The 20,140-nt window shown below is 47.7% G+C and carries 16 protein-coding genes and 2 pseudogenes; 5 read left to right on the plus strand and 13 right to left on the minus strand.

Going from position 1 to position 20,140, the window contains the following annotated elements; genetic code table 11:
* Positions 1-217: 217 nt before the first annotated feature.
* Positions 218-1,087 carry a DMT family transporter gene (locus J7E21_RS08450; RefSeq protein ID WP_215106582.1) on the minus strand — a complete coding sequence of 290 codons (870 nt, stop codon included), beginning with the start codon at positions 1,085-1,087 and terminating at the stop codon, positions 218-220.
* Between the two features lie 201 nt (positions 1,088-1,288).
* Positions 1,289-2,638: a copper amine oxidase gene (locus J7E21_RS08455; protein ID WP_215106584.1), complete on the minus strand. Its 1,350-nt coding sequence runs from the start codon at positions 2,636-2,638 to the stop codon at positions 1,289-1,291.
* A 195-nt stretch (positions 2,639-2,833) separates the two neighbouring features.
* Here J7E21_RS08455 and J7E21_RS08460 point away from each other — a divergent pair, with 195 nt between their 5' ends.
* Both J7E21_RS08460 and J7E21_RS08465 read left to right on the plus strand, forming a co-directional pair.
* A complete protein-coding gene (locus tag J7E21_RS08460; RefSeq protein ID WP_215106586.1) occupies positions 2,834-3,304 on the plus strand; it encodes a DinB family protein in 471 nt (156 codons plus the stop codon).
* 190 nt (positions 3,305-3,494) lie between these two features.
* Positions 3,495-6,668, plus strand: coding sequence for a bifunctional diguanylate cyclase/phosphodiesterase (locus J7E21_RS08465; RefSeq protein ID WP_215106588.1), 3,174 nt, complete (start codon positions 3,495-3,497; stop codon positions 6,666-6,668).
* 80 nt (positions 6,669-6,748) lie between these two features.
* On the opposite strand, the gene J7E21_RS08470 is transcribed toward J7E21_RS08465, so the two are convergent.
* Positions 6,749-7,807 (minus strand): LLM class flavin-dependent oxidoreductase, encoded by a 1,059-nt coding sequence (locus tag J7E21_RS08470; protein WP_215106590.1) that lies wholly within the window; start codon positions 7,805-7,807, stop codon positions 6,749-6,751.
* 418 nt (positions 7,808-8,225) lie between these two features.
* Between J7E21_RS08470 and J7E21_RS08475 the strand changes: the two genes are divergently transcribed.
* Positions 8,226-9,509, plus strand: a complete 1,284-nt coding sequence (locus J7E21_RS08475; protein ID WP_251047909.1) for an alpha/beta hydrolase — start codon at positions 8,226-8,228, stop codon at positions 9,507-9,509.
* A gap of 43 nt (positions 9,510-9,552) precedes the next feature.
* Here J7E21_RS08475 and J7E21_RS08480 read toward each other — a convergent pair whose 3' ends face one another.
* Positions 9,553-9,972 carry an RDD family protein gene (locus J7E21_RS08480; protein ID WP_215106592.1) on the minus strand — a complete coding sequence of 140 codons (420 nt, stop codon included), beginning with the start codon at positions 9,970-9,972 and terminating at the stop codon, positions 9,553-9,555.
* A 109-nt stretch (positions 9,973-10,081) separates the two neighbouring features.
* Here J7E21_RS08480 and J7E21_RS08485 point away from each other — a divergent pair, with 109 nt between their 5' ends.
* A complete protein-coding gene (locus J7E21_RS08485; RefSeq protein WP_215106594.1) occupies positions 10,082-10,696 on the plus strand; it encodes a hypothetical protein in 615 nt (204 codons plus the stop codon).
* 104 nt (positions 10,697-10,800) lie between these two features.
* On the opposite strand, the gene J7E21_RS08490 is transcribed toward J7E21_RS08485, so the two are convergent.
* The 3 genes and pseudogenes from J7E21_RS08490 to J7E21_RS08500 form a co-directional block, all read right to left on the minus strand.
* Positions 10,801-11,901, minus strand: coding sequence for an MBL fold metallo-hydrolase (locus J7E21_RS08490; RefSeq protein WP_215106671.1), 1,101 nt, complete (start codon positions 11,899-11,901; stop codon positions 10,801-10,803).
* Between the two features lie 172 nt (positions 11,902-12,073).
* A pseudogene (locus J7E21_RS08495) lies at positions 12,074-12,462 on the minus strand (ATP-binding cassette domain-containing protein); the annotation flags it as partial.
* A 395-nt stretch (positions 12,463-12,857) separates the two neighbouring features.
* Complete coding sequence (locus tag J7E21_RS08500) at positions 12,858-13,226, minus strand: methionine sulfoxide reductase (protein WP_215106596.1); 369 nt, start codon at positions 13,224-13,226, stop codon at positions 12,858-12,860.
* Between J7E21_RS08500 and J7E21_RS16660 the strand changes: the two are divergent.
* Positions 13,179-13,355: pseudogene (locus J7E21_RS16660) on the plus strand (IS3 family transposase); the annotation flags it as partial. The gene J7E21_RS08500 and the pseudogene J7E21_RS16660 sit on opposite strands and share 48 nt — an antisense overlap.
* Before the next feature lie 165 nt (positions 13,356-13,520).
* On the opposite strand, the gene ortB reads toward J7E21_RS16660, so the two are convergent.
* The 6 genes from ortB to J7E21_RS08530 form a co-directional block, all read right to left on the minus strand.
* Positions 13,521-14,936, minus strand: coding sequence for a 2-amino-4-oxopentanoate thiolase subunit OrtB (ortB, locus tag J7E21_RS08505; protein ID WP_215106598.1), 1,416 nt, complete (start codon positions 14,934-14,936; stop codon positions 13,521-13,523).
* Positions 14,926-15,252, minus strand: a complete 327-nt coding sequence (gene ortA, locus J7E21_RS08510) for a 2-amino-4-oxopentanoate thiolase subunit OrtA (RefSeq protein WP_215106600.1) — start codon at positions 15,250-15,252, stop codon at positions 14,926-14,928. The genes ortB and ortA overlap by 11 nt, the downstream gene beginning before the upstream one ends.
* Before the next feature lie 18 nt (positions 15,253-15,270).
* Positions 15,271-16,290, minus strand: coding sequence for a 2,4-diaminopentanoate dehydrogenase (gene ord / locus J7E21_RS08515; RefSeq protein ID WP_215106602.1), 1,020 nt, complete (start codon positions 16,288-16,290; stop codon positions 15,271-15,273).
* An 18-nt stretch (positions 16,291-16,308) separates the two neighbouring features.
* Complete coding sequence (locus J7E21_RS08520) at positions 16,309-16,848, minus strand: helix-turn-helix domain-containing protein (protein WP_215106604.1); 540 nt, start codon at positions 16,846-16,848, stop codon at positions 16,309-16,311.
* Between the two features lie 91 nt (positions 16,849-16,939).
* Positions 16,940-18,376, minus strand: coding sequence for a YfcC family protein (locus J7E21_RS08525; RefSeq protein WP_215106606.1), 1,437 nt, complete (start codon positions 18,374-18,376; stop codon positions 16,940-16,942).
* 90 nt (positions 18,377-18,466) lie between these two features.
* Positions 18,467-19,630 (minus strand): M20 family metallopeptidase, encoded by a 1,164-nt coding sequence (locus tag J7E21_RS08530; protein WP_215106608.1) that lies wholly within the window; start codon positions 19,628-19,630, stop codon positions 18,467-18,469.
* Between the last annotated feature and the right edge of the window lie 510 nt (positions 19,631-20,140).

Consider the following 20,140-nt stretch of genomic DNA (forward strand, 5'->3'; position numbering starts at 1 on the left):
ACTCATTTTTCCTCCATTCTGCTCTAAGGAAGCGATTTTTCAAACAGCGGATGAATCATATAAAAGCAGATATTATTTTAGCTGATTGGAATCGAGGAGATCTAACAGCCACCTCGCGCTCACGGGTTTACGAATATATTAATGATGCTTCAACAAGCAGCGACATATGGCCACACACCAATTCCAGCTCATTCCCATCATCTAAGCCGACAGGATTTCAATCGCTTTTTTTGACGCTTAAGGTCGTAACGGTTAAGAGAATCACGGCCATGCCAATCAATTGCACGATGGACAATTCCTCTCCAAGCAGGAGAATCCCGAACAAAGAAGCGGTCACCGGCTCGACCATCGCAATGATCGAAGCGGTAGAAGGCGCCGTCAGTTTGATGCCGATTGTATAGAGGGCAAAAGATAGTCCTGCGCCCAAAAGCCCAATTGCCATAAACCAGCCAATATCACCGGATGTAAGGACGGTAGCCGCTTCTTCGAAGTTCACAAAAAAAGCTAAAGCGACACAAAAAACTAAAAAGGCCAGAGTCAATACCGTTTGCGGCTTGCCGATAGAAGCCGCATTTTTAAACCCGAAAATGAACAAAGCATAAGAAAGTCCCGCAGCAAGACCGGTCACTATCCCTGTAAGACTGACACTGCCAGAACCCGTATCGTAGACTTCAGTCAATAACACAATACCGAGCAGCACGCTGAAAATGCAGCCCCACTTAAACCATGTCGAGCGTTCCAACCGAAACAAAAAAGAAATGAGCAGGACGAATAATGGAGCGGTGTACATTAAAGTGGCAGCGATCGGAACACTTGTCGACTGGATGCTGAGGAAATAGAAAGTGAAGTTTCCCGCTACACCGATCCCCGCTACCGCAGACCAGAAAATCAAAGAAGCAAAAAGCTCTTGTTTTCCTTTTCTGCTTATCAATAACCAAATCAAGAAACAGGCTAGCCCGATCGCCCCTCGGTAAAATGAGATGATGAGAGGATCCCAGCCTTTACCCATTAAAATATCCGCCAGTCCCCCCGTAATTCCCCAACAAATTGCAGCAAGAATGATCATGCCGCTCCCTGAAAATTTCATAATAGCCCCCTCAGTTCAAATATACTTGTTGATTAATGCACTTCCAAAAAAACCGATTAAAGCACTATATCCTTTGCATCGCTCGATAAAACGTCCCTTCCAAACTTCCCGCTGGAGCATGTCGATTTTCAAGCGGCTTTTTCTGCATAGAAAAAAGCCGGAGAAGCTATTCGCCCTCTCCGGCTTTTAAAAATCAATCGATTATTGTTTTCTTGTGCGTACACTTACAGTTGTAACAAGTGCTGCCAATAGGAGTCCAGCTAGTACCCATAGGTAAGTCGAGCCTCCACTCATGCCGCCCATGCCAGTTGCTGGCATTTCAGATGGCATTGCCGCTTCGCCGAACTCTTCAGGGAATTGGTCCGTGATGGCTGCAGACAATCCAGCTGCTGGCATTGTCATATGTGCATATGCTTCGCGGATCGATGCGTATGCCGTTTCGTAATCGCCTGCTACGTAGCTGTCAAAAGCCGTAAGCAATTGATCGACGTGCGCCGTCAATCCTTCTTCCAAAGCATCAGCCGGCACACGGCCTTCTGTTGCTGCATCAAGAAGTGTTGCTTGTTCTACGATATAGCCGTCAAGATCAGCTTTCGCTTGTTCTTGTCCAGCTTCATCGCCGGATGCAGTCGCAGTTACGTAATCAACGAAGTAACCGATGTGAGAGCCCCAGATTTCTGAGAATTGCTCGCCCGCTTCGTCGCCGTAAACAGAACCAACAGCTGCTGATAGATCATCGGCATTGGCAAGAAGTGCGCCTGCTGCCTGGTCGAAGCTTTCCGCACCGTCAACGCCGTCTTGCATCGCCATAGCCGCAAGCCCTGCGTGTTCTGTGAAGATCATGTTCAATCCTGCACGCAGATCCACCGCTGCAGTATCCGGGTTGGTGTTATCGAACTGATCCGGGAATTGGTCCGTGATCGCGATCGACAAAGTTTCAGCGAACATGCTCATGTGGTGAATCGACTCGCGCTCTGATGCATAAGCGGTTTCAAAATCGCCTTCTGCATAAGCATCAAATGCTGTGATCAATTGATCAACGTGCGCATCCAAGCCTTCTTTCACTGCAGCTTCCGGCAAACGGCTTTCCGTTGCAGCATCAAAGAATTGTGCTTGCTCTGTTTTGTATTCTTCCAAGTCCGCTACCGCTTTCGCGCGGCCGTCTTCATCGCCGGCGCCTGTCGCTACGACGTAATCAACGAAATAGCCGATATGGGACTGCCAGATTTCATCGAATTGCGCAGCTCCTTCTTCACCGTAAACGGACGCTACTGCCGCTTTCAAATCTTCCGCGTTAGCGATCAAAGCGGATGACGCTTGGTCAAAGTCTTCCGCTCCGTCGATGCCTTTTTGCATGGTTTCGACTGCGAGGAATGCGTGCTCCGTCAAAAGGGTATCAAGTGCGATTCGAAGTTCTGCCGCTTTCGTTGCTGTCGGCGCCTCCATCTGCTCTGTTGCTGCGTGGCTTCCGTGGTCATCTGCAAGTGCTGCTGTCGGTACGAGTAGAGCCAAGCTCATCGGCAAGGCCACCATCAATTTATTCATCTTCATAATCAATCTCTCCTCTGTTGTTTTTTGTTGTTCTACTTACCCAACGGAGAGGAGAAGGACTTAGATCACTTTTTTCAAAAAAGTTTTTAAATCGGCCGAATATATTGATTTCGTTTTATGTATTGCGAAAAATTGCTGAGCCAAGCGCCGCTGAATGCTATGCTTAATGAAAACCCAATAGGCAGGAGCGTGCAGATGAACAGTTATTGCACACAGGTATTTCATCAACTGGAGATTGCGGTCAACTCGACTGCCGAACTGATCTCTTCTATAGAAGAAAGCGAATGGGACGCACGTCCGACTGACGGAAAATTCTCCGTCGGCGAGCTGATTGGACATATCGCACTCATCTGCGAAGCGGACCGGCGCATCGCGGATGGTTCGTCTGAATCGGAAATGTCCGCGTTTTATTTAGCATCGACACCTGATACATTAGAACAAGCCAAAACTGAACTGTTCGAAAGCTTCGAACGCTTACAAGCTTTTTACCTGCTATTAAATGAACAGCAACTCCATGAACTGTGCACCTCGTATTGGGGTGTGACCTACAGCCGCTATGAATGGCTGCTCGAAACACTTGTCCACGTGATCCATCACCGGGGGCAGTTGCACGCTATGCTCGTCCACTGCCTCGGCAAGCAGCCAGATGTAGTGCTATTCGAATGAATTACTGACAGCGGCGCAACAGTTGAAATCCTTCGGAACTCACGCCATGAGTTCCGTTTTTCGTTTTGTTCGTTAATTATTGCCAAAAATTTCTTTTAAATATTATCTAAATGGGTATTTTTTCTTTACTTACCTCTTGTTAACTGCGGTATAATAGCCCTACCACATGTCTGCGAAAGGACTGTTACTTATGCCCCTAGATCCTGTGAGCTTGGCCTTCATCATATTATCCGTCCTGACAGCCATCGCCGCTTCCTATATTGCCCTTCTATTGATCGGCCGCATCACTGACCAAAGCCGTACCCGTCCGCTATTATGGATCGGGGGCAGCTCGATCGTTTTCGGCATGGGCATCTTTTCGATGCATTTCATCGGCATCTTGACCCACCACTCGGCCACACCGGTGCAATATGATCCATTCCTGTTGAGCATTTCGCTGATTGGGGCGATCAGCGCCGCGTTTCCGGCTTTTTATGCGCTGCGCTTGCCGAATCCGTCCAAAGCCCGGTTGTTGTTCAGCGGATTTTTTATCGGCTTCGGCGTGCTGTTCATGCATTACACTGGCATGGCCGCTGCACAAGTTATCGGAATACCGCTTTTCCATGCGCTGCCGTTCGTGTTGTCGGTCTTGATCGCGTTCGGCGTGTCACTCGTCGCTTTGCGTGTTTTTTCCCACAACCGCGAAACTACCGACTCATCGTTTCGAAAACTCATCAGCGCCACCATACTCGGCGTCATGATTTCCGCAGTGCATTATACCGGCATGCAGGCCGTAAGCTATTCCGCAACATCTACCGCGCCAACGTCCTTCACCAATATGGGACTCGCCTTTGTCGTATCGGCGCTGATTCTCCTGTTGCTCGGCATTGCCGGCTATTTGGCGTATCTCGACCGCAAACAGCTGCTCAATGAACAGCGCTATTTGAAGAAAATCCGCGAAAGCGAACGGCGCTTCCGCCGCCTGGCCGATTTGTCGCCGGAAGCAATCGCCATCCATAGCAACGGCCGCTTATTGTATGTCAACAAAGCATGCCTGCGGCTGTTCGGTGAAACGGAAGCCGATCAGTTCATTGGCACGAGTGTGCTCCATTACGTCCATCCCGATTACCATGAACTCGCAAAATCGCGCATTCACGAGATGCAACACGGCCACAGCATCAAGCCGTCCGAGCAATTGTGGGTCACACCAAAAGGCGCGGTCCATGAAGTGGAAGTTACCGGGATTGGCATCGAATTTGAAGGCAATGCAGCCGCACAACTGCTGATCCGCGACATCAGCGGACAGAAACAAATCAACCGCGAACTCGAAGTCAACCGCCAGCGCTATGAATCGCTGTTCCAGAACAACCCCGACGGCATCTTTTCCATGGATGCGGCGGGACGTTTGATTGACGTCAATGAATCACTCCTGCGTTTGCTCGGCTATACGCGCGAGGAGTTGACCGAGACGACTTTCCATACCGTCGTCGAAGAATGCCAGCTCGATGCGACCGAAGCGAAGTTCCGCCTCGCGCTCGACGGCATCACGCAAAACTATGAAACGATCGGCATCCATAAAACCGGCCGCCGCGTGCCGCTGCGCATCACCAATATGCCGATTCTGATTGATGGCGCCGTGACCGGTGTCTACAGCATCGGCAAAGACATCTCGGCGGAAAAGCGGGCGCTCACCCTGCTTGCCGAAAGCGAGGAGAAATACCGTTCGCTGTTCGACTACAACCTCGACGCCGTGTTCGAAATTGACCGGGACGGGTGTTTCGTCCATGCCAATGCCATGACCGAAAAATTAAGCGGCTACACGCTCGATGAAATGATCGGGCTCGATTTCACGCCGCTCATCGCCGAAGGGCTCGAACGTGTTCAGAACTTTTTCGCCTCCGCACTCGCGGGGGAAGCGGTCAATTTCGAACAGCGCATCCAGCGAAAAGACGGCGTGATCATCGAAGTCGACATCAACGCCGTGCCGAAACGCAAAAACGGGGAAATCGACGGCGTCTTTACCATCATCCGTGACATCACCGATAAGAAAGCAAACGAACAGCAAATCAACCAGCTCGCCTTTACCGACCAGCTCACAGGGCTTCCGAATCGCCACTGGTTTTACCAGAATATCCGCAACGTGCTTGGCAGAACCGAAGAGCGCAATCAAAAAATCGCCGTGCTATTAGTCGATTTCGACGATTTCAAAAGCGTCAACGACCTGCTCGGGCATTTTGGCGGCGACCAGTTCCTGAAAATCGTCGCAAGCCGCATCCACTCCTGCCTCGGGCCGACTGATGCGATTTCGCGCTTCGGCGGCGATGAATTCATCATCGTGTCCGAAAACACGACCGAACAACAAGCCCATGAGCTTGCCGAAACGATTCTGCATGGGATGCGTGAGCCGGTGCAGCTGCTCGGACAGGAATTCACCGTGACCTTGAGCATCGGTATCGCCGTCCAAAACGGCTGCGAAAGCGATGGCGAAGCGCTCATCAAAGAAGCTGATTTTGCCATGTATTCCGCGAAGCAAAACGGCAAAAATAATTTCCAGGTGTTCACGAGTGAACTCGACAGCCTAATGACACGCAGAAGCCATTTGGAACAAGCGCTGAAAAAAGCGATTGACGAACAGCAATTCGCGCTGCATTACCAGCCGCAGATCAACCTGGCAAGTGGTGAAGTAATCGGCTATGAAGCGCTGCTTCGCTGGCAGTCGCCGTTTGGCAATGTGTCTCCGTCAGAATTCATCCCCGTCGCAGAAGAAACCGGCCTCATCGTACCCATCGGCGAATGGGTGCTGCGTCAGGCATGCCGCGACACGAAACGCTTCTGCGCACTCGGCCATGCGGCGGAAAACATTTCAGTCAATGTGTCCGCGCGCCAGTTCAAAGATCCGGACTTCAGCGAAAAAGTGCGCGCCATCTTTGAAGAAGAAGGCGTCGACCCGCGTCGTTTCGAAATCGAAATCACCGAAAGCGTCATGCTCGACATCGAACAGTCCGCCCGCATTATCTGCGAGTTGAAAGCGCTCGGCCTGCGCATCGCGATCGACGATTTCGGCGCCGGCTACTCGTCGTTGAAGGTCGTGAAAAATGTCGAAATCGACACGCTGAAAATCGATAAATCCTTGATGGATGAAGTGCTCATCAACCGGCGCAATTTGTTCATCCTCGCCGCCATCATCGAAGTCGGCAAAAACCTCGATGCCCGCATCGTCATCGAAGGCATCGAACTCGAAGAACAAGCGCAACTGTTGCAGCCGTTCGGCGTTGTCGTACAAGGCTATCTGTTCAGCCGGCCGCTGCCGCCGGGAAGCATCGATGCGTTCCTGAGCGATGCGCCACAGCACACGGCCAGAAGCAGTTCTCAGCAAAACGAATAAAGACCAACTTCAAGCAGACCGTTAAAGCGGGACTAAAAAAGGGCACGCAGCCGGCAATGGCTGCGTGCCCTTTTCCCTTTTCAATTTTTGCGTGTGTATTTGCGGATCGCCGGCAGAATCTCCGTCGAGAGCAACTCCAAGTTGCGCTCGAGGCGGCCCATCGGCACACCGCCGAAGTCCATTTGCGCGATATAGCGCTGATGCCCGTATAGTTCATGCTGATAGAGAATCTTCTCGATGATTTCCTGCGGGCTGCCGATGTTCATGACGCTTTCCTTTGTCCCGCCGTGCTGGAATGCGGACTGTGGATAACCGCGGCCGTTCGTTTTGACCATCCCCTTATCCACATGTGGATAATATTCCGCAAGCGCCTGCTGCGTCGTGTCCGCGGCGTTGAAAAATCCGGCCGTTGCGACCGGCAAAGTTGCCGCGTCGAATCCCGCCTCATTTGCAGCGTTGCGGTAAGTATCGATCGTCGTCTTGAACGTCTCTACAGGACCGCCGAGCGTCGCGAGCATCATCGGCACACCGGCCTTCCCGGCTTTGATGGCGCTCGACGGATGCCCGCCGACTGCGCGCCAGATCGGAAGCGAACCCGTTTCCGGCCGCGGCAGGATTTGTGCGTCTTTGAGCGGTGCGCGGAAGCGGCCATTCCAGTTGATCGTTTCCTGCTTATTGATTTCAAGCAACAGCTCGAATTTCTCTTCGTATAATTCCTCGTAATAGCGGATGTCGTAGCCGAGCAGATCGAACAGCCCGACACGCGATGCACGGCCGGCGATGATTTCCGCGCGTCCCCCGGAAATCAGATCGATCGTCGCGAAATCTTCAAAGACACGCACCGGATCGGACGTGCTGATAATCGTCGATGAACTCGACACTTTTATTTTTTCAGTCGCCTGCGCAACCGCCGCCAAGACGACCGAATGCGCTTGCGTCGTGAAATATTCCTGATGGCTTTCGCCGACGCTGAAAAAGTCGACGCCTGCCTGTTCAGCAAGCTGCGCAAAGCGGATGATCTCGCGGACCCTCTCGCCTTCAGACTGCCGCTTGCCTGTATGTGGATCCGGCAAATGATCGCCGAGTGTATAAATGCCGAATTCCAGACCGTTGTCCGGATTGATGCGGTATTGTTCCATGTTCTCCGTCCTTTCGTCTTGTATTTTCCCCAAGCCATTTCAGTATAACGGCACAGAAACAACGGGGAGATCATCCATTTGACTGAAACCGGAGGAAGGAGAAGAGGCCCCTTCCGCTGAACTATATAAGTTGAACTCATAAATTTCATCTTTTGATATTCCGCAAAACCACTCCGAGAAAAGCTTTGCTCAGCTTCCCTTTGCTTATTCATTTCCTGCGGGCGAGCGCCAAGCCTCCTCAGAAGCTGCGCTTCCTGCGGGGTCTTGGCTGTCTCGTGTCGCTGCGCTGCTCCCTTGGGAGTCTCCGTGGTTTTGCTCCATATCTTACACTTAGAGTGTAGATCATCAGTTCACTGATAATTCTTTTGTTCAATTTATATAGTTATAAAACAACATTGAAGTATTAGGAGGCCGACAGATGAAAAAATCGACAGCTGCCGTACTGGCGCTTGCAGGAATCCTGCTCGCCGCCGGCTGCGGAAATGACGACAACCAAGATGTGGAAAAGAACGGAGCCATGGCGAAAATCGAAGGATTCTGGCAAGGCGCGATTGAAGTGCCGGGGCAGCCGATCCCGTTCAACATCGAGTTTGCAGACGGCGATGGAACGTTGAGCATCCCGCTTCAAGGCGTTGAAAATTATCCGTTATCGACAATCAAATTCGACGATCCGGAGCTGGCATTCGATGCAACAGTGCAAGGACAGCGGCTGGTGTTCGAAGGGCAACTGGACGCGGAAACAATTGCCGGCACGTTCACCCAGCAAAACCAGAAGTTTCCGTTTGAACTGGCGCTCGGAACGAAAGAGCCTCCTGTTGATCCGGAGAAAATTATCGAAACAGAAGTCGAAGGCGGTGTGATGCAGGCGCTTGAAGAGATTCCCGAAAACGCCGGGCCGCATTCTGTGGTGATACTCATCGCAGGTTCCGGGCCGACCGATAAAGACGGCAACTCACTGACACTCACCGGCAAGAACAATAGCCTGAAGATGATCGCCGAAGCCCTCAAAGAACAAGGCATCGCGGTTATCCGCTACGACAAGCGCGGCGTCGGAGACAATGCCGCACTCGCCAAAAGCGAAGCCGACCTGCGCTTTGAAAACTATACGGAAGATGCGGCCGCATGGATCCGCTTCGCCAAGCAGGACGAACGCTTCATGGACGTCACCGTCATCGGCCATAGCGAAGGCGCGCTCATCGGCCTCGTCGCAGCCAATCAGGAAGGCGTCGATTCCTACGTGTCGCTTACGGGTGTCGGACGCACTGCCGATGATTTATTGAGAGAGCAGCTCAGTTCCTTGCCGGCTGCTCAGTTCGAGGAAGCGGAAGCGATTCTTGAAAAGCTCGCACAGGGCGAAACGGTCGACGCGGTAAGTCCTGAACTGCAGCAAATTTTCCGCCCGTCTGTCCAGCCTTATCTCCAGTCGTGGATGGCGTATAATCCGATAGAACAAGTTGCGAAACTCGATGCCGCTGCGCTTTTTGTCGGCGGAACGCGCGATTTGCAAGTGCCGACAAGCGATGCGGAACTTTTGCACGAGGCGAAGCCGAATTCCGAACTGCTCATTGTAGACGGTATGAACCACGTATTGAAAAAAGTGCCGGATGACATAGAAGCGAATATGGCGGCTTATGCCGACCCGGAACTGCCGCTAGCGGACGGGCTGATAGAGGGAATTGTGGAGTTTCTGAAGGACAATTGAGTTTTTTTGCTAGGAATGAACAGAAAAGCGGGAGAAGCTGTTATCAGCCTCTTCCGCTTTTTGCATGTTTGCATAGTTGCTTTTTCAGCTCCCGCACGACGGTATGCGCGAAGCGGTCATGCGGCATCTGCTCGCCCTGGTCCTGCCTGCGTTCACGGAACCACAGCAGCGGCATGATCGAATCGCGGTGCGCGAGGCGCTTGAGGATCTGTTTGTCCGTCAGTTCCCCGCCGTCCGCGCTGTCTATTTTGATGCCCGCCACCTGTTGCCCGAGCGTTTGGCCGCGCGTTTTCAATTGAAGATATTCCAGCCCCCAAAACAGAGCTGTCGGCGTGACGAGCGCGTGCACCCATTCCTGCTTGATTTTTTTGCGGAGAAGCGCTTCCACGACAGCATTCACGGCACCCGACACCGCAAAGTCGATCGCCAATGCCTTGCCGCGTTTTTTCGTCAGTTTATCCATTTCAATTCCCCCTTTGTTGATGTTGTTTTCATTATACCGTTTCGACTCGGCAAAGACAGTTCACGGTTAATGGGTTATGATGGAAAAAAACTATGATGAGGTGAAATCCATGGTGTTTCTAATCCTTTGGCTATTATTGATTTCATACGCCGTCTTTGTCGCGCCTGCGGGTTCAGGCGGCATCGAATTCGGCGCGCTTCTTATGGGCGACTGGGAAGGGGTCGACCCGCTGATACTCGCGGTATTCAACTCGCTCGGCATCTTCCCGCTCGTCTTTTTGACGCTCCTTGTGCCGAACGACCGCTTCCGCTGGCCGGCGTGGCCGTTCGCGCTGTTGTCGTTCGGCGTTGGGGCATTTTCGCTGCTGCCTTATTTCGCATTTGGCGCCAAGCCCCCGGAAAGAAAGCGGCGCGGCCCGGAAAAGCTGCACCGCCTATTGCGCTCGAAAGCATGGCTCCTATTCGTCGCCGCCATCAGCATCATCAACTTCCTGACCGTACTGCGCGGCTTTTCACTGGACGCTTACGGAGAGGCGTTCCGCACATCGAGCCTGGTGTCGGTCATGACCGTCGACTGGCTTGTTTTGTGGGGCTTATCGGTCTATGCGATCTACCGCTTCGAACCGGATGCACAGTTCAAGCAACTGGCCTTGTTGCCGGTCGTCGGCCCTGTGCTCGTGTTGCTGCTGAACCGCGGCAAAACAGGTTCCGTATCAGAACAATAAATTCATGGTGAGATGCGCAAAGTATATTCACCAAAAAAATAGGGAAGAAACCGGTTGCCGGTTTCTTCCCTTATTTGGATTCCATTGTTTGTGCCAAAAACACTTTACTCTTTCCACCACTGCGTGGAGGAATAAGAGCGCAGTTCCCCGAGCTCAAGCGTCTCCCCGATCTTCGGGGTGATAAGATCCACGTCCAAGCGTTCCGCTTCCGGCAATGCCCGCTCCGCCGGTTCTGACCAGCCGTGGAACGCCAGCGTGAACGCCGCCCAGTGGACCAGCATCATTGTCTCGCCCTGCACATCGATATGCGCCTGGACCGCCTGTTCCGGTGTCATATGGGACGATTCCCAGCGCTCGTCGTATTGGCCGCCTTCCATCAAGGCGATATCGAACGGGCCGTATGCCTCGCCGATGTCCTTGAAATGGCTGTCGTAGCCGCCGTCACCGCTCGTATAGAAACGGGTTTGTTGTCCCAACACGACCCAGCCGCCCCATAAAGTCGCGTTGCGGTTGAACAAGCCCCTGCCGGAGAAATGCTTGGACGGGGTCAACGCGAGCGTCAAGCCTTCAAACTGCAACTCGTCCCACCAGTTCAACTCAGTGATACGATCCGGCTCCACGCCCCAACTCGTAAGGTGCGCACTGACGCCGAGCGGCACGAAGAAATGGGGCACTTTGTCTTTGAGCGCTTGAATCGATTCGTAATCGAGATGATCGTAATGGTCATGGGTGAACAATACCGCATCAAGCGTCGGCAAGTCATCGATGACTCCGAGCCAATCATCGCTATAGCGCTCACTCCCCGCAAATGAAACAGGCGACGCACGGCTTCCGAGCATCGGATCGATAAACAGTTTTTTGCCGTCAATGCTCAGCAAATACGTCGAATGCCCGAACCAGGTCAGGCTGTCCTCACCATTTGCGACGGTGTCCCAATCGATGTCCGCCACCGGCAGCTCTGCATCCGGCTCGCGATCCGGTTCGCTTGAAAAGATCGACTCCCGCAACATCGACAGCCCTTCCGAAAAGCTGATATTGGTCTCGCTTTGCGACACGTTGATGAATTTCCCGTCCTGGTAATTATCCAATTCTTCGTATGTTTCCTGCTGCAGTTTGTCGGGGGATTTACCGAGCGGCGCGTGCGTCGCCAAAAACACGACCGCTATGACTGCCAGCACAATGAGTCCTATAAATGAATACAGCATAAGTTTCTTCATAGCTCCTCCAGAGTCGATGTATTTCAATGCGATGAGCCTGTAAAGCTTCTTGCGTTTAGTATAACTCCATTTATTGCCATTTGACAGAGTGGTCAGGAAAAACAAAACGCCCCCGGCAAGTCCAGGAACCTATTTGTCAGCAAAGAAACGCCGGCAGCACCTAGTCTTGCAGCGCGGCAAACCGCAGCTTGTGCTTTTCCGACGCCCACATATACGAACCCTCATGCAGCGTCATTGTTTGCCCTTCAATCCAAGCGATTTTGGTGAACAGTTTTTGCAGGAAATAACGGTCATGGCTGATGGCGATGATCGTACCGTTAAATTCTTTCAGCGTTTCCTCGAGCACTTCGCGCGATTCGATGTCCAAATGGTTGGTCGGCTCGTCCAATACGAGCACATTGCACTCCTCCTGCATCAGCTGCGCCAGCCGCAAACGCATCTTTTCGCCGCCTCAGATCCTTCGTGGCCGTAGAACAGGAATTGTGCGAGCAAGTGGCGCGCGTCGCCTTCTGTCACCTGCAAGTTGTCGCGGAACGCTTCGATAACCCGCTCGAGGATGGCATCGGCGAGTGTAGCTTCTCCAATTTGTTCATACCCGCCTCTTGGTTCAAACTTCAAACAGAAAACCGTGGAGGCATTCGATATCCTGCCTCGACACTTACAGCTGGCTGCGATTCCCCGTTTAGATACCTTTTGAGCATCCAGCCGGAGAATCTTCCGATATTTGATTATAAAAAAACCCTACACAATAACTTTACGGAATGTTCCGTAAAGTTATTGTGTAGGATTGGTTCTCTTATGTCTTAAGTGGTTCTATTTCTTATCCGAAGTGGTTCTATTTAATGGCTGTATGCATATTTTAAACTGATGAGGTTTTCCCGCTTGAAAACCTGCTAAACAAACGTAAAAACGCCAATCCTATAATAGGACCGGCGTTTCTCACGTCAAATCTTCTTCCAGTCATGCGCTCCCTTAGCCCAGCCGCCGATTGCGACGCCCATCGCGAGGAGCGGTGAGTCGAACTCGATGTCTTCAAGCACCAAATACTGCTTGCCGAGCGGTGCGAATTTGCCCGCCAGCAGCAGCTCTTCCCGAAAGCGCAAATAACGCTTCGGGCATTTCGGTGTGGTCGTTACCGCAAACTTCGACCCCTTCTGAACAATAAAGCGCTCACCCCGGTAAAACCCGGTCGCATCCGCCCCGCGCTTTGATGTGATATGGAACAACTCCGGTGCCGGCTCCTGATAGCGCGACACGAGCCCACTATCGAATCGTTTTTTGTCCACTTCAAAGGTGATGTGGACTTTCGACAAGCTACGAGTCTTTCCGAATTGAAAGGGCTGGTCGATGACTACATGGATTATTACAACGGATCAGGAAAGCAATAGAACTTAAAAAAATGACTCCGGGCTCAATACCGAAGTCATCTGATCGCTGCATAAGCTGCAGGGTGCTTTTATTAAATTGTCCACTAAATGGGGCTCAGTTCTTACTTTCAGAGGCCTTCTATAATTATTTCTAGTTAATATTTTATTTCCGAATAATGAGACTAACTTTTAAAGAAGTAACTTTCAGATCTTTTTTTAATCTCTTAGAAGAATCACAGTTTAAACCCTGTTTGATGATAAAACATGTAACTCCTCTTCTAACTGATCGATAGACCATTTCGTTTCTTCACAAAAATACTTTTTGTCATCTCCCGTTAGCTCATCGATAGATATGTCCTTTAGCTTGTTTTTTAAATATGATTTACGCAGCTGATTTAAATCAATGTCTTTACAGCTAATTTCATTTACAAATCGAGGAATAACGATTTTTTCGCCGGGAACATTCTCAGAAGGATGCCCTCGTTTAATTTCAATGCCATTTTCTTTCGCAAAAGTTAACTGGGCAGTGGGATGTTTCCCGGCTCCAGTATACTCCGTTTCTTGAACGACAAGAATTTGATTACTTGGCATTTCTTTTGCTAGTGAAAATGCAGCCGTTAAGGATATATTTCCTGCAGGACCACGTTCTAGCCCTTCAATCTGAGCAAGTGCTTCCGTCACATAGAATACCTCTCCTTGAGTCACGAGAACATATCGATCCATATAACGTAACGGTCTTGCTGAATTTCGAGGAACATCGACCCGGTCTGGGTTTGTCGCAAAGGGAATTCCGAATCCGGTGTGGCCGGTTGTAAATGATTTTCGGTTAAACGCTTGATCACTTGCCATATGCAATCCTTTTAAATCCACACTTGCTGCAATGACTTTCGTTTGGTTTGCTCCGGCTCTTAATAAGCCTCTTGCAGTTCCTGTCAAATTTCCTCCACCTGCATTTGTGGCAATGACAGCGTCGGGAAAACGACCAAGCTTTTCTTTACATTCCGATGCAATTTCATATCCTAATGTCTCCACCCCAGCAACTGACAAAGGGGAGTACAGTGAGGCGTTAAAATAGCCCGTTTCCTTTAACTGAGCTAACAATGTATAAAATAATTCAGGTCCAACAGTCAATTGAATCACTTCAGCACCATAGGACATACAAGCACGACTTTTTTCTAAAATTTCCGGTTGGCCAATGAGCTTACTGTCAAAGACCTCTTGCAAAATAATCGCATGTAACCCCTGCATAGCGGCTTGAGAAGCAACGGCTGCACCATAATTACCACTCGTTGCACAGATGACCCCTTTATATCCATTTACTTTTGCGTGGTGAACGGCTAACGATGCGCGGCGATCTTTATAGCTCCCCGATGGATTACAAGCTTCATCTTTAACAAATATTCTCGCTCCATAACCTGGTTCCGCATGCTCTCGAATAATTTTAGTGAAATTCTTTAACTCAACGAGAGGAGTATCACCTATTTTTTGTTGTTGCTGGATCATTTGAACTTCTTCAAAACTGTACGGGGAAGAAGCCATCATTTTTTCATAATCAAAACCAATCTCCCCTTGTTCAAATTGGCTGTAGTCCAATCCTAATGATTGTTTCATAATTTCATGTTTTTCATTCATGATCGAAGTGAAATTAGTATTCATTGGATTCACCTGACTTATCACTTAGTAGATTTCGAAGTTCATTGCCAATCGGTAATAACTCAGGTATTGGCTGACCAAAACCATGGATAAACGCTGGACTAATCGTTAACAAGTGGCCTTGATGCTCCCTCTGAATTAGTGTCGTTACAGTTACTTCATCACCAATTCTCGCAACCTCTTCTTTTAAAAAACCTTGAATAAATGCTCGATAAGGATGTTTACTCGTATCTTCCGGAATATTTTTTGATCGTTCATTAGGTAAAAGTAAGGTAAGTTCTATCGTTACCCAGTCATTTTTTGAAGCTTGATTTTCCAATAATTTCAACCACCCTTTTCATTTAACTTGATCAGTCATGTTCTCAAAAATTGAAAGTAACCCTGGTAAATCGCGCATCGTAATCAAACCTTCTTTTGCCTTGATAACATGAGGCAATACATTGACAGCCATAGCAACAGTTCCAATGCCACCCGGAATCTCAGGCGCAATGGTCATATGCAGATTTGGAATCCCTTCAATGATTATTTCATCTTTCGTTTTTATTCCTTCCGCTTCTGGCTGCACTTGTTGAGGGTGCTCCAATTCAATTAATATCTTTCCCTTACTTTTGGCGATAACACTATGATTACAACCAACTACCATTCCTTTTTTGATAAGTTGACCTTTTACGTATCGATCAACATTTGTAATAATAGGTTTCTTTTCTTCAATAACCTCGTCAATATCCCACCCGAATGCTTCAGCCATTAAGGCGACAGATTGTTGAAAACCGACATGACCGACGATTTCTCCATTTTCTACCCCTTCATGAAAAGCCTCAACAGTTCTGAAAACTCCTTGTGCATTTAAAACGGTGGGGCCAAATGGCGATAAGTCATTGATTCGCGTGGCTTTGACTTTATTGACCTGATAACAAACACTGGATAACACGATGATCAATGTATCAAGTATAAAACCAGGATTAATCCCTGTTCCCAGTACGGAAACATTATTTTGTTTGGAGATGACATCAATTTTTTCTGATAATTCTCTATTTTTCACCCAAGGATATGCCATTTCTTCGGCGATTGTTACGACATTCAAATTCCTTTTCACTGCTGAAAGAATCGTTTCAGCAACGTTTTCAATTTCCGATCCCGTTGTAATGATTGCAACGTCCGCCTCGACATCCGACAATGCTGCAATCTCATTCACTATCGTTACTTCCTCTTTTACTTCAATAAACTCTTTTATCAATTTACCATGCAATTCCGGGTTGATATCGACAACTCCGACAATAGTAATCTGTTCTTTTTTAGATGCTAACTGGGCAATATTTTTGCCCATCTCTCCGAATCCAATAATGATAATATTCAATGAATATCCCCCTCTTAATTAAAAGCTAGCCGGACTAATTGCAGAAATGATGATCGCCTCAACGTCACCCATATTAATAACATTATGCGGGGCGTTGGCTCCATAATAAATGCTATCTCCCTGAGATAATTGATGCACTTTGTCGTGGACGATCATTTCAATTTCTCCTTGCATGACATAGCAGCATTCTTCTCCTTCATGCCCAATCGGAACATCTCCTAATTTCCCACCTACTTTAATTCGTGTTAGCAACAATTGAAATGCTTTCACTTTAGCTGGTGTAAGCAGCTCATATGTCAGACTTGAGTTAGCAAGCTTAAATTTGTTTCTATCCTCTTTTTTGATTACAGAACTCTCAGTCGATTCTTCATCAAAAAAATAAGTAATAGAGACTTCTAACTCGGCTGCAATTTTCTTTAAAAGTGTAATAGATGGGCTGGACATATTCCGTTCTATCTGGCTAATGTGACTACTTGTTGCACCAATTCTTTCTGCCAACTCCCCCATAGGGATTTTTCGTTTTGTACGTAAGTTTCGTAAAATTTCTCCTAACTCCATAGTTATCCTCCTAGATTAATAATGTTTTACCTTAGTTTACTATGAATATCGAAGGAGTCCCTATAAACACAATCTTTTCTATGACTAAATATTAAAATGGGCCGTAATTAATTAATGAAGCAACAATTAAAAAGACACAAGCCACTAATGACCAAATTAAGATGAGCGGCCAAACCCATTTCACCCATTTATCCCAAGGAATTCCTGCCAAAGCGAGTCCTGCCATAAAGTAAGCACTTGTTGGATTGAACACATTTGTAATCCCGTCACCTAATTGAAAAGCTAATACGGCTGTTTGGCGAGTCATCCCAGCCAAGTCAGCAACCGGAATCATAATTGGCATTGTTGCAGCTGCCTGACCGCTTCCTGATGGAATAAAGAAGTTAAGCAACGATTGAGAAATGAACATTCCAATTGGTGCAATTATCGTCGGCATGAAAGAGATGGCCTGAGCCAAACCATTGACGATTGTATCCATTACGCGACCATCTGATAGAACGACACTAATACCACTCGCGACCCCAATAACTAGAGCCCCATATGTCATAGCAGAAGCCCCTTTTACAAACTCTTCAGCAGTTCGATTAATATCTAATCCCCCGACAAGTCCTGCCAAGATACCTAGAATTAAAAATGTTGCCGCGAGCTCTGTAATATACCAGCCATTTTGTGTAACTCCGTAGGCAATTACAAGTAAACCGATAACAAAAATTGATAAGACTAATCTGTGTCTCTTTGAAAAATTACCTAATTTACTAACATCTAATTGATAGTCTCGCTTTTTGTCCAATTCATACATCGGACTTTTTTCAGGATTTTTTTTCACTTTCATTGCATGCCGGTAAACATATAGGATAGTCACAAGCACCAGTACCGCATATAAAACGAACCTAAATCCCATTCCGGAAAACATTGGTAATTCTGCAATACCATGTGAAATACCGATTGTGAAGGGATTTAAAAATGCCCCGGCAAATCCTGCTCCTGAGCCTAGCAAAACGAGAGAAGTACCGGTAATGGAGTCAAACCCTAATCGTATCGCAAGAGCTACAGCAATAGGATAGAAAGGAAGAAGTTCTTCCGCTAGTCCCATCGTCGCGCCACCGAGAGAAAAGATAAACATAAATATAGGGATAATCAGGAGCTCTTTTCCACCCAGTTTTTTTATCGTGTACCCAATACCAGCATCAATTGCTCCGGTCGCTTGGATAATTCCAAATGCACCACCAACGATAAAGACGAAGAAGATAATATAGCCTACATTTTCCATACCTGTTGGAATAGCTTTAAAGATATCAAATATGCCTTGCGGGTTAGATTCAATGATCTGGTAACTGTTTGGTTCTATGACCATTCTTCCAGTTGATTCATTTTCTACACGATTAAATTCCCCTGCTGGTAAAACATATGTTAAAAGTGTAGCAAAAACAATAATACCGAAGAGCAAGACATACGTGTGTGGGACTTTGAATATACTTTTTTTCTTTTTACCTTTCAAAACGTCATCTGTAGGTTTTTTTGTTTCCAAGCCTATTACCTCCCCTGAATTATCAAGAAACTATATCGAAATTCAACTTTAGTTTTAACTGTTAAATGACAACGCTTACATTTTAGTCCTTTATGAATCGAGCACTTTCAAAATGGTGTAAGTATATATTTTTGCAGCTTTAATAATTTCTTCAATTTCAATGGATTCTTTCGCTGAGTGCGCTAAGCTCAGTTCTCCAGGCCCACATACTAATGTTGTCGTGCCCTTACGACTTAAATGCGCTCCGTCAGACCAGCCTTGAAATACTCCATATTTTGGTTTTCGACTCGTGACAACTTTAATCGCTTCAGTTAAGTCAGCGACAAAAGGGTGGTCAGGAGAGGTATATAAAGGTGAATGTGTTCCTGTTGCTTCTGACATTCTTCTGGTTGTGATTTCCAGTGTTGGATCGTTTACTTTCATTTCATCAATCAAGTCATGAATATCCTTTTGCATTGATTCGATTGTTTCTTCAGGTACCCAGCGACGATCTAATTGAATCTTGCATAATCCCGGAATAACATTAGGGTCATCACCGCCTTGAATTTTTCCGATATTCACGGTCGGTTCTCCTAAGATAGGATGTGCTCGTTCCTTCAATTTCGGAATTAAGTTTTCTCTAATTTTCATGATTAAATCTGTTGCAATATGGATGGCATTTTTACCGGCATTCGGAGTACTGCCGTGACCGGATTGACCATAAACCGTTATCTCAATCCATTCCATCCCTTTATGTCCGTACATAATATCTAAGTTTGTCGGCTCACCGACAATTGCCACGTCAGCTTTCGGGTATTCTTGATCAGCCATTTTCTCTGCACCTTGGGAACGTTTTTCCTCATCGATTACACCAGTAAAGATCGCTTTTCCATCCAATTTAATTCCTGACCGTTTAATTAAAATCAAAGACATCATCATTGCAGCGATAGCACCCTTCATATCCAATGCCCCACGCCCGTAAATCCTTCCTAACTTAATTACCGGTTGAAATGCGTCTTCCATTCCAAGAGCTGGAACCGTATCGGTATGCCCATTCAACATGATCGTTTTACCTGTGTCCTCTCCTACAAAGCCATATACATTTGGACGATGAAGTTCAATCTCTTTCAACTCGGTATTAATTCCCTCTTTTTTAAAAAGGTCATAAATATGTTGAGCAATTTCATTTTCTTCTGTTCCAAATTCCTTATGACTTTCAATCCGAACCAGCGTCAATACTAAATCAATAAGTTCTTTTTCATCAAGATGTTCCATTACTTTGCAGTATTTATCCGAAATATTTTGTTTAATACGTTCCGCCCCCCCCTGATATTAACTTGTAGTTAATAAATTAATTATTAGTTAATTCATTGTATTCCGAATTCTAATACTATTTAGATTTTAAGTCAACCCTTTTCGCTATCAGAAGTGATTTCAGCGAAGAAAATATACCACCTCAGCCATATTTCAGAACCACTCATAAGAATACACAAGAATAAGAAGCCGGAGTCTTTCGCGCATGGAAACCTTGCCATCAATAAAAATCGAATGCGAACCATGGATAACCCGCTCGAGGATGGCATCGGCGAGTATAGCTTCTCCAATTTGTTCATACCCGCCTCTTGGTTCAAACTTCAAACAGAAAACCGAGGCATTCGATATCCTGCATCGACACTTACAGCTGGCTGCGATTCCCCGTTTAGATACCTTTTGAGCATCCAGCCGGAGAATCTTCCGATATTTGATTATAAAAAAATCCTACACAGTAACTTTACGGAATGTTCC

The sequence above is a fragment of the Planococcus sp. ISL-109 genome (assembly GCF_018613655.1).
GTDB lineage: Bacteria > Bacillota > Bacilli > Bacillales_A > Planococcaceae > Planococcus.

What these genes read in the sequence shown, in the direction of transcription:
- J7E21_RS08530 (WP_215106608.1), bottom strand. Translation starts at nt 19,630, where the DNA reads ATGGAACATCTTGATGAAAAAGAACTTATTGATTTAGTATTGACGCTG.
- J7E21_RS08520 (WP_215106604.1), bottom strand. Translation starts at nt 16,848, where the DNA reads ATGGAGTTAGGAGAAATTTTACGAAACTTACGTACAAAACGAAAAATC.
- J7E21_RS08450 (WP_215106582.1), bottom strand. Translation starts at nt 1,087, where the DNA reads ATGAAATTTTCAGGGAGCGGCATGATCATTCTTGCTGCAATTTGTTGG.
- J7E21_RS08480 (WP_215106592.1), bottom strand. Translation starts at nt 9,972, where the DNA reads ATGGATAAACTGACGAAAAAACGCGGCAAGGCATTGGCGATCGACTTT.
- J7E21_RS08455 (WP_215106584.1), bottom strand. Translation starts at nt 2,638, where the DNA reads ATGAAGATGAATAAATTGATGGTGGCCTTGCCGATGAGCTTGGCTCTA.
- J7E21_RS08475 (WP_251047909.1), top strand. Translation starts at nt 8,226, where the DNA reads ATGAAAAAATCGACAGCTGCCGTACTGGCGCTTGCAGGAATCCTGCTC.
- J7E21_RS08490 (WP_215106671.1), bottom strand. Translation starts at nt 11,901, where the DNA reads ATGCTGTATTCATTTATAGGACTCATTGTGCTGGCAGTCATAGCGGTC.
- J7E21_RS08465 (WP_215106588.1), top strand. Translation starts at nt 3,495, where the DNA reads ATGCCCCTAGATCCTGTGAGCTTGGCCTTCATCATATTATCCGTCCTG.
- ortB (WP_215106598.1), bottom strand. Translation starts at nt 14,936, where the DNA reads ATGAATACTAATTTCACTTCGATCATGAATGAAAAACATGAAATTATG.
- J7E21_RS08470 (WP_215106590.1), bottom strand. Translation starts at nt 7,807, where the DNA reads ATGGAACAATACCGCATCAATCCGGACAACGGTCTGGAATTCGGCATT.
- J7E21_RS08485 (WP_215106594.1), top strand. Translation starts at nt 10,082, where the DNA reads ATGGTGTTTCTAATCCTTTGGCTATTATTGATTTCATACGCCGTCTTT.
- J7E21_RS08460 (WP_215106586.1), top strand. Translation starts at nt 2,834, where the DNA reads ATGAACAGTTATTGCACACAGGTATTTCATCAACTGGAGATTGCGGTC.